The organism is Bordetella sp. (genome assembly GCF_051960075.1).
Lineage (GTDB): Bacteria > Pseudomonadota > Gammaproteobacteria > Burkholderiales > Burkholderiaceae_B > Bordetella.
Genome location: NZ_JBQCER010000060.1, coordinates 1 through 9,021, shown reverse-complemented (window position 1 = coordinate 9,021; position 9,021 = coordinate 1). Strand labels below are relative to the sequence as shown.

The following is a 9,021-nucleotide window of genomic DNA, read 5'->3' as shown; positions in this document are numbered from 1 at the left end:
CGGAACCGGCCTGCGGTTCTGTCAGGGCGAAACAGCCCGTGGCCTCGCCGCTCGCCAGCAGGGGCAGATAGCGGCGCGTTTGCTCTTCGGTGCCGTCGACCACCCGCGACTCGGAGGCAATGCCGGTGTTGCCGCCGAAGCGGGCGCGAAACGCCGTCGCGACCTGGGAGACCTCGATGTTGACCAGCGCCAGTTCCTCGGTGGTGAGGCCCGCGCCGCCGTACGCTTCCGGGATGCTGTGGCCGAACAGCCCAAGCTCGCGCATGCGCTGCACCACCGGATCGGGAATCCGGTCGGCCTGGTCCACTTCTTGTTCGATGGGCAGGCATTCTTCGTCGAGGAAGCCGCGGATCTCCCGCATCATGGCTTCGAACTTTCGGGCGTCTCGGATCATGGTTTTCCTTGCATGGTGTATTGCGTCAGTGCAGTCCCTGCGCGAATTCAAGTTGGTGCACCGCTTCTTTGAGCAGCGGCACCACGTCGCGCACGAGCCGGTCTTTTTGCGCGCGGTGCGCCGCGATCGTGCAGTTCATCGCCAGCGGCGGCTCGCCCGGCGGCTGGCGGACCGGAACCGCCACCGCATGGATGTTCTTTTGCCAATCTCCGCGCGACAGGCAGTAGCGGCGTTCCGCATAACGCTTGACGTCGGCTTCCCAAAGCGGCTTGCACTGGTCGAAGTGCGTCCTGTCCTGCACTTTCAGATAGTTCAGGATGGCGGTGCGCTCGGCCGGCGTATGCCCCAGGATGAGAGCCCGCCCGATGGAGCTGGAGAGCAGCGGGCGCGAGGTGCCGATGTCGGGCAGATGCTGATTGGCGGTGTCGGCGCGTACCGAATCGATATAAACGGCGGTGCCCCGATCGCGCATGCCCAGGTTGACGGTGCAGCCCGTGGTGCGCGCCAGCGATTCCATCAGCGGCTTGGCCATCTGGCGCACGTGCATGCTGGCCAATAGGGGATGGCCCAGCGCCAGCACGCCGGGACCCAGCCGGTATTTTTGCGACTGCCCGTCGCGGGCCAGATAACCCAGCAAGGTCAGCGTATAAGTCAGGCGCGACACCGTGGGCTTGGGCAGACCGGTACGGTCGGAAATTTCGCGGTTGCCCAGCAATGGCGTCGACGCCGAAAAGGCGCGCAGCACTTCCAGTCCGCGCGCCAGGTTCATGGAGAACTGGCGGTCGGAGGATAGGTCGTGAGGATCGACCAGGCCGGGCAACGTGATGGTGGACACTTTGACTTTCGGGGCGGGGCGAGTGGTGGCGTTCATGATTCGCGCTTCGAAATCCAGGGTCAATGGTTTGCGGCAAGTTATTTCGCTGTGCGAAACAACCTATTGTCGACGCGAAACGACATGGGCATAAAGAGGTTCGATGCAAACTTCTGTGCGGGCTCACCCATGAATTCAAAGACGGCGAATCCCGGCTCCCTGGCCGGCGTGCGAATACTCGATATGGCGACCGTCCTGGCCGCGCCGAGCGGCGCGACGCTGTGCGCGGACCAGGGCGCCGACGTCGTCAAGCTGGAGCTGCCCGACGGCAGCGATTCGCTGCGGCACATGCAGCCCATCAAGGACGGTTCGCCGCTCTGGTGGAAGGTGGCCAATCGCGGCAAGCGCGGCATCACCCTGGACGTGCGCAAGCCCAAGGGGCGGGAGATTTTTCTTTCGATGCTGCCGAGCTTCGACGTTCTGGTGGAGAACTTTCGCAGCGGTAGCCTGGACCGCTGGGGCCTGGACATCGCAACGCTGCACAAGGCCAATCCCCGCCTGATCGTGGTGCGCCTGACCGGCTTCGGCCAGACCGGGCCCTATCGCTCGCGGGCAGGCTTTGCGCGGGTGTTCGAGGCCATGAGCGGCTTCACCAATCTGACCGGCGAGGCTGGCGGTTCGCCGCTGCACAGCAACTTCCCGCTGGGCGACGCCATCGCCGGCGTGTTCTGCGCGTTCTCCATCGCGTCCGAGGTCGCTCGGTTGCGGGGCGACCCCGGCGCTGCGGGCGCCGAGGTGGATCTGTCTGCGACCGAGGCGCTGTTCCGCTTGCTGGATCCGCTGCCGGTCGAGCACGAGCAATTGGGCCAGGTGCGCTGCGCCGTCGGCAATCGCACCTCTTACACCGCGCCGTCCAATATGTATCGCAGCCGCGACGGCGTGTATTTTTCGCTGGTGGCGTCTTCGCAGGCGGTCTATGTGCGCCTGTGCGATGCCGTCAATCGCCCCGAATGGGTGAGCGATCCGCGCTTCGAGACACTGCCCAAGCGCGTACAGAACATGGATGCCCTGGACGAGGGATTCGCGCGCTGGTTCGGCGAGCATCCCTATGCCGAGATCAGCGCTCAGCTCGAGCGGCATCAGGTTCCCTTTTGCAAGGTGTATGACATCCGGGACATCAAGGCCGATCCTCACTTTCAGGCGCGCCAGGCGATCATTCGCTTGCCCGATCCCGACTACGGCAGCCTGCCCGCGCCCTGCATCGTGCCGCGCGTCGTCGGCCGCGACATGCCGATACCCCGCTCCGGACCGGCAGTCGGCGAGCACAACGTCGAGGTCTATGCCGAGTTTGGCCTGGACGCCGCCGACCTGACCGAATTGCGCGATCAGAACGTGATCTGAGGTCGACTCATGTCTTCGTATTCCATGACGGATACCTTCGATGCCCTGGTCTGCCGCAAAAGCGAAGCCGGCGTGCAGTCTCGCATCGAAACGCTGACGCTGGAGCAGTTGTCGGCGGGCGAGGTCGTGATGCGCACCCGCTATGCCGGGGTGAACTTCAAAGACTGCCTCGCGGTCACGGGGCGCGCCAAGATCATCGCCGAGTTTCCGCGCATTGCGGGCATCGAGGCCGTGGGCGACGTCCTGTCGTCGGCCGATGCGCGCTTCGCGCCGGGCGATGCCGTGCTGGTGCACGGCTTTCAGACCGGCATCGCCTACGACGGCGGCTTCAGTGCGCGCATGCGCGTACCTGCCGCGCATTTGCAGAAGCTGCCCTCGGGGCTGACGCCGCTGGAGGCCGCGGCCATCGGCGTGCCCGGTTTTACCGTGGCCATGGCGCTGGAGCGTTTTGAAGCCAACGGCCTGCGTCGCGACAGCGGGCCGATCGCCGTTTCAGGCGCGACGGGCGCGGTGGGCATGTTGGCGATCTCCATGCTTGCGCGGGCCGGCTACGAAGTCGCCGCCATCACGCGCCGGCCCGCGCAAGCCGACACGCTGCGCGAGCTGGGTGCAACGGAAATCATCGACGCCGACGCAACGCGCTCGGCCAAACCGCTGGAAGCGGGCCGTTTCGCGGCGGCGATCGACAATGTGGGCGGCGCCACGCTCTCGTGGCTGCTGCGGTCGCTGCGCGACAGCGGGCAGCTCGCGTCGGTCGGCAACGCGGCCGGCAATACTTACGAGGGCAGTGTGCTGCCTTTCATCATGCGCCAGGTGCAGATGTTCGGCATCATGGCCAACGCGCCTTGGCCGCAGCGCCTGAGGCTATGGGGCAGGCTCGCCGGCGATTGGCGGCCGGAACTGCGTCTGCTGCAAATTCACCGCATACGTCTCGCCGATCTGCCGGCGCACGCCGAGCGCCAGGCAAGCGGCGCGGCGCTGGGACGCACGCTGGTCGATTTTGGAGATACCGCTTGAGCGGGCCTCTTGCCGGCGTGCGGGTGCTGGAAATGGAGGCCGTCGGTCCGGTGCCCTGGGCGGGCATGATGCTGGCCGATATGGGCGCGAGCGTCATTCGCGTCGCGCGGCCGGTGGCTGCCGACATGGGCATTGCGCGCGATGCGCGCTTCGAGCTGACCTTGCGCGGCAAAACGTCGGTAACGGCCGATCTGAAAACCGAGGCGGGACGCAACACGGTGCTGGACCTGGCGGCCGATGCCGATGTGCTGCTGGAAGGCCTGCGGCCCGGCGTGATGGAGCGGCTGGGGCTGGGGCCGCAGGCCTGCTGGCAACGCAACGCGGCCCTGGTGTACGGCCGGGTCACGGGCTGGGGGCAATCCGGTCCCTTGGCGCAGGAGGTAGGCCACGACATCAACTACCTCGCGCTGAGCGGCGTGCTGCATGCCATCGGGCCCGCCGAGGGTCCGCCTGCCGTACCCTTGAACCTGATCGGCGATTTCGGCGCCGGCGGCATGCTGCTGCTGGTCGGCGTCATGGCTGCGCTGCTGCAGGCGCGCGTCAGCGGCCGCGGGCAGGTGGTCGACGCGGCCATGGTCGATGGCGCGCTGGCCATGATGGCGCCCATCCTGGGGCGCTGGCAGGCGGGTCAATGGCATGATCGCCGCGCCAGCAACCTGCTCGATGGCGGCGCGCATTTCTACACCACCTATGCCACTGCCGATGGCAGCGCGGTTGCCGTAGGCGCTATCGAACCGCGTTTTTACGCGGCCCTGCTGCAAGGCCTGGGCCTGCAAGAGGAGGTACTGCCCGCGCAGCACGTTCAGACGGCCTGGCCGCAGATGCGCGCCAAGTTCGCGGCGATCTTCGCGCGGCATCCGCGCGAACATTGGCTGCGGGTCTTCGAGGGCACCGAGGCCTGTGTCACGCCGGTGCTTTCGCTGGCGCAAGCCAGCCGTCATCCGCATTTCGCGGCCCGCGGCAATTTCCGCAACGTGGGGCAGGTGCTGCATCCCGCTCCGGCACCGCGGTTTTCCGCGCCGGACTAGAGCTCGGGTACAGACCCCGGGTACGGAAAACCGGACTGCGTCGGTCGCCTCAGGCAGCCTGCGTCTGCGGCGCCGTGCCGCCATGCTGCGCAGGCGGGATGCGTCCGAAGCGGCCGCTGTTGAAGTCGGCGACGGCCTGCCGGATTTCGGCTTCGCTATTCATCACGAACGGGCCATACCCGACCACGGGCTCGTCGATAGGCTCGCCGGACAGCCACAGCAAGACCGCGTCGCTGTTGGCCTCGATCTCCACGCCGCTGCCTGCCCGGTCGAAATGGACCAATTGCCCTTCGCGCGCGACATCGTTGCCGTTGATCAACACAGTGCCGCGCATCACGACCAGCGCCAGCGTGCAGCCGTCCTTCGCCTCGAAGCGGCCAGCGCCGTCCTTGGCGATGCGCACGTCCCACACGTCCATCGGCGTAAAGGTCAGGGCCGGGCCGCGCCGACCGTCGAACTCGCCGGCGATTACTCGCACTCGGCCCGCGCCGTCGGGCAGGTCGACCGAGGGAATCTGCGCGCTCAGCAAGGTCTGATAGCGCGGCGCGGTCATCTTGTCCTTGGCGGGCAGATTGACCCAAAGCTGCGCCATTTCGACGGTGCCGCCGTTCCTGGTGAACTCGCGCGAATGGAACTCTTCGTGAATGATGCCGCCGCCGGCGGTCATCCACTGCACGTCGCCGGGGCCGATGAGGCCGCCCGCGCCGGTGGAGTCGCGGTGTTCCACCTCGCCCTGATAGACGATGGTCACGGTCTCGAAGCCGCGATGCGGATGCTGGCCCACACCGCGCGGCTGCGCGGCTGGTTCGAAGCGGGTGGGCGCCGCGTGATCGAGCAGCAGGAAGGGGCTCAGTTGCCGGCCCAGGCCGTCATAGCCGAACAGCGAGCGTACCGGAAAGCCATCGCCGACCCAGTGCTGGCGAGGGGCGCTGTAGACGCCGAGAATGCGCTTCATCTTCATCTCCTGGAGGCTTCGCGCAATGCGCGCGGGTAGATGTAGAGAGAATAGGGACGGCATGATCAAAGCGGTAGGCAGCGATATCTGCACGCATAGTTCTATTTTTTGAACAATCGGAGCGCCAGGCCTCATAGGGGGTTGAGCGGACGCTATTGCCGGGAGCAAAGGGCGGATCCAGGTGGATTTGCAACGCGTGGGGGCGAACCAATACGGGCGTGGGGGATTTCTGCTAGAATCGCAGATTACCGATTTTTCGCGCCGCGTATCCTATGCCCGCGCAAAATGCCGGAATCAGGACAGGTGGCCGAGCGGTTGAAGGCGCACGCCTGGAAAGCGTGTATACGTGAATAGCGTATCGGGGGTTCGAATCCCCCTCTGTCCGCCAAAGAATAGTCCGGAACTGTCCAGGACAGTCCATAAAACCCCGTAGAATCAATGTTCTGCGGGGTTTTTCTTTCCAGGCTCGTCCGACCAAGTCCACCCAAAGCCAGCAAATTTGTTGGTAGTTATGTTGGTACTTTGGTGCTATTTTCGTTGGTATTGTCAAAATACCAACAGGATGGCCGGCACCATGGCCCTGACAGACCTCTCCGTGCGTACCGCCAAGGCCGGCGAAGCCTTGTACAAGCTCTCCGATGGGCGCGGCCTGCAACTGCACATCACGACCACGGGCTCCAAACTCTGGCGCTGGGCCTACCGCTTCGATGGCAAGCAAAAACTGATGGCCTTGGGGATCTACCCTGATATATCCCTGGCGCAAGCTCGCCAAATGGCCGACGAGGCCCGCAAGCTGTTGGCCACTGGCACCGATCCGATGGCCCAACGCAAGGTGGACAAGATCAATCGCCAGCATGCTGCCGATAACACCTTCCGGGTAATCGCGACCTCATGGTGGGAACACTGGAAATCCGCTCGTAGCGAACGACATGCCGACTATGTGCTGCGCCGCCTTCAGGCCGACATTTTTCCAGCCTTGGGGGATCGCCCCATCGACGAGATTCAAGCCCCTGAACTGGTGGCGATGACCAAGGCCATCGAAAAGCGAGGTGCCCTGGACATTGCCAAGCGGTCGCTACAGACCTGCGGCCAGGTCTTTCGCTATGCCATCGCCCACGGCCTTGCCACGCGTAATCCGGCAACGGAGATCCGTCCCAGTGATGTGCTGAAAATGCGCAAGAAGCAGAACTACGCCCGCCTGGATGCCAAGGAACTGCCTGAGCTGCTACTGTTGAATCACCAGACAAACTGAGCCGGTCAGCACGCCGAATATTGAGCCACTGATTTATCGATATTCAGGTTATTCGGTTGTGGATAAGTCTATCGGGATTTCGTGAGTTTGATCTCCTTTGCGTGAACGAGGCTTGGATGCAGCGGGCTTTGCGGTTGAGTGTTTGAAGCGCCAGCTTTGGTTGCCGGTCTCGACGATGTGACAGTGATGCGTGAAGCGATCCAGGAGCGCCGTGGTCATCTTGGCGTCGATAAAGACGTTGGTCCATTCCGAGAAGTTCAGATTGGTGGTGATGACCACGCTGGTGCGCTCGTAGAGTTTGGAGAGCAGGTGGAACAGCAACGCGCCGCCAGCCTGGGTAAAGGGCAGGTAGCCCAGTTCATCGAGGATCACCAGATCGGCATAGGTCAGCCGCAAGGCCAGTTGCCCGGTTTTACCCAGGGCCTTCTCCTGCTCGAGCAGGTTGACCAGTTCGACCGTGGAGAAGAAGCGCACGCGCTTGCCATGCACACGGATTGCCTCGATGCCCAGGCTGGTCGCCAGGTGCGTCTTGCCCGTTCCCGGTCCGCCGACCAAGACGGCATTGTGGGCCGTCGTGATGAAGTCCATGCGATGGAGTTGTTTGACCAGCGCCTCATCGACCTGCGCCTGAGCAAAATCAAAGCCCACCAAGTCGCGGTGATAGGGGAAGCGCGCCGCGCGCATCTGGTAAGCCATCGAGCGCACGTCGCGGTAGGCCCGCTCGGCCTTCAGAAGCTGATGCATGACCGCCTCATGATCCATCGACTTGATGCGGGCGGTGCCCAGCACCTCCGGCCAGGCGTTGCCCATGCCATGCAGGCTGAGCGATTTGAGGGCGGCTGCGATGTCGTCACTGGACATGGGCACTCTCCTGGCGCAGACGATCATAGCGATGCACATCGGCCTGAGGCGGCTCAGCCAGAACCAGGCCCGAGGCCTGCAGCGGCGATATCGGCGCGGCATCCTCTTTTAAGCGAGCCAGCACGTTCAAGACGTGATCGGCGCTGATGCGCCCGGATTGCAAGGCAAGCTCGACCGCCACGAGCACCGCCTCCAAGCCGTGCAGCGTGGCCGCCACCAGCACCTGCACCATGACCCGGTCGCCGCCAGGATGCTTGAGCAATTGCCGCTGCAGATCGAGCAATGGCGCGGGCATGTCCTTGAACGGGGCGCCGTTGCGCAGCGCGCCGGGCTTGCGTTCGAGCAGACTGACATAGTGGCGCCAGTCGTAAAAGGTCATATCCCGCTCGAAGCTGCGCGCCAGGGTGACGCACTGACCGTGCGGGCCGACCACCTGCAATCTGTCCGGATAGGCCCGCAGGCTTACCACCTGGTTGATCCACTGGCACGGTACGCTGTAGCGGTTCCGGTGTAAGTGGATAAGTGAAGTGGACGTCACACGAACCGGGTGTTCGATGTAGCCATCGAACGGCGCCGGGCATGGCATGAGCCTGGCCTGCTCGTCCTGCCACAGGTCGGCCACCGTCAGAGGCTTGCACTCAGGATGCGGCAACGTGTGCCAGGAATCCTTGCATGCCTGAGCCAGCCAATCGTTCAGCGCCTGCAGGTCTGCCCAGCGCCGTTCGCTGGCCTCGCGCCAGATGTGGCGCCGCCGATCCTGCACGTTCTTCTCGACAATCCCCTTCTCCCAGCCGGCAGCGCGGTTGCAGAACTCTTCCTTGAACAGGTAATGGCCGACCATCGTCTGGAAGCGCGCATTGACGCTGCGCTGCTTGCCCGCGCCTACCTTGTCCACCGCCGTCTTCATGTTGTCGTAGATGCCACGGCGGGGAACCCCGCCGAGCGCGGCGAAACATCGGGCGTGGGCATCAAACAGCATCTCGTGGGCTTGGCTGTAGTACGCCACCAGCATGAAGGCGCGGCTGGCGGCCAGCTTCATGTGCGCGACCTCCAGCCGGCGGCGCAGTCCGCCGACAAAGGCATACTCGGTGCTCCAGTCAAACTGGAACGCCTCGCCCAGCTCAAAACTCAGGGGAATAAAGCCGGCACGGCGTGGATGGCTGCTCTGCGCTCGCCAGGCCTTGCAGAACACCTGTACCGGGCCCCGGCTGCCAGGGTATCCCAATGCCCTGATGGCCTCAAACAGCGCCAGGTCGCTGCGCCGATCGCGTTTGCCGCGCAGGCTGTCGGCCTTGAGCCAGG

Annotated in this window: 9 protein-coding genes and 1 tRNA gene; 5 read left to right on the top strand and 5 right to left on the bottom strand. The window is 64.5% G+C overall.

The window, feature by feature from the left end; translation table 11 throughout:
• The coding region (locus ACTHJ1_RS10160; protein ID WP_440191523.1) for an acyl-CoA dehydrogenase family protein at positions 1-394 on the bottom strand (394 nt) is incomplete at its 3' end.
• Positions 395-419: 25 nt separating this feature from the next.
• A complete protein-coding gene (locus ACTHJ1_RS10155) occupies positions 420-1,265 on the bottom strand; it encodes an IclR family transcriptional regulator (protein WP_440191520.1) in 846 nt (281 codons plus the stop codon).
• Between the two features lie 129 nt (positions 1,266-1,394).
• On the opposite strand from ACTHJ1_RS10155, the gene ACTHJ1_RS10150 reads away from it, so the two are divergent.
• The 3 genes from ACTHJ1_RS10150 to ACTHJ1_RS10140 are packed head-to-tail and all read left to right on the top strand — an operon-like array spanning position 1,395 to position 4,651.
• Positions 1,395-2,606 carry a CaiB/BaiF CoA transferase family protein gene (locus tag ACTHJ1_RS10150; protein ID WP_440191517.1) on the top strand — a complete coding sequence of 404 codons (1,212 nt, stop codon included), beginning with the start codon at positions 1,395-1,397 and terminating at the stop codon, positions 2,604-2,606.
• A gap of 9 nt (positions 2,607-2,615) precedes the next feature.
• Positions 2,616-3,623 carry a YhdH/YhfP family quinone oxidoreductase gene (locus ACTHJ1_RS10145; protein WP_440191514.1) on the top strand — a complete coding sequence of 336 codons (1,008 nt, stop codon included), beginning with the start codon at positions 2,616-2,618 and terminating at the stop codon, positions 3,621-3,623.
• Complete coding sequence (locus ACTHJ1_RS10140; RefSeq protein WP_440191511.1) at positions 3,620-4,651, top strand: CaiB/BaiF CoA transferase family protein; 1,032 nt, start codon at positions 3,620-3,622, stop codon at positions 4,649-4,651. Before ACTHJ1_RS10145 ends, ACTHJ1_RS10140 begins: the two co-directional genes overlap by 4 nt.
• 49 nt (positions 4,652-4,700) lie before the next feature.
• On the opposite strand, the gene ACTHJ1_RS10135 is transcribed toward ACTHJ1_RS10140, so the two are convergent.
• Positions 4,701-5,606: a pirin family protein gene (locus ACTHJ1_RS10135; RefSeq protein ID WP_440191508.1), complete on the bottom strand. Its 906-nt coding sequence runs from the start codon at positions 5,604-5,606 to the stop codon at positions 4,701-4,703.
• A gap of 297 nt (positions 5,607-5,903) precedes the next feature.
• Between ACTHJ1_RS10135 and ACTHJ1_RS10130 the strand changes: the two genes are divergently transcribed.
• Both ACTHJ1_RS10130 and ACTHJ1_RS10125 read left to right on the top strand, forming a co-directional pair.
• Positions 5,904-5,994: transfer RNA gene (locus tag ACTHJ1_RS10130), tRNA-Ser, on the top strand.
• A gap of 186 nt (positions 5,995-6,180) precedes the next feature.
• Positions 6,181-6,858 (top strand): tyrosine-type recombinase/integrase, encoded by a 678-nt coding sequence (locus ACTHJ1_RS10125; RefSeq protein WP_440191505.1) that lies wholly within the window; start codon positions 6,181-6,183, stop codon positions 6,856-6,858.
• 48 nt (positions 6,859-6,906) lie between these two features.
• Here the strand turns inward: ACTHJ1_RS10125 and istB are convergent, their stop codons facing one another.
• Both istB and istA read right to left on the bottom strand, forming a co-directional pair.
• The gene (gene istB / locus ACTHJ1_RS10120; RefSeq protein WP_440191502.1) at positions 6,907-7,719 is read right to left on the bottom strand and encodes an IS21-like element helper ATPase IstB; all 813 of its coding nucleotides are present in this window, start codon (positions 7,717-7,719) and stop codon (positions 6,907-6,909) included.
• A partial coding sequence (istA, locus tag ACTHJ1_RS10115; RefSeq protein WP_440191499.1) for an IS21 family transposase occupies positions 7,709-9,021 on the bottom strand: 1,313 nt, incomplete at its 5' end. The genes istA and istB, both read right to left, overlap by 11 nt.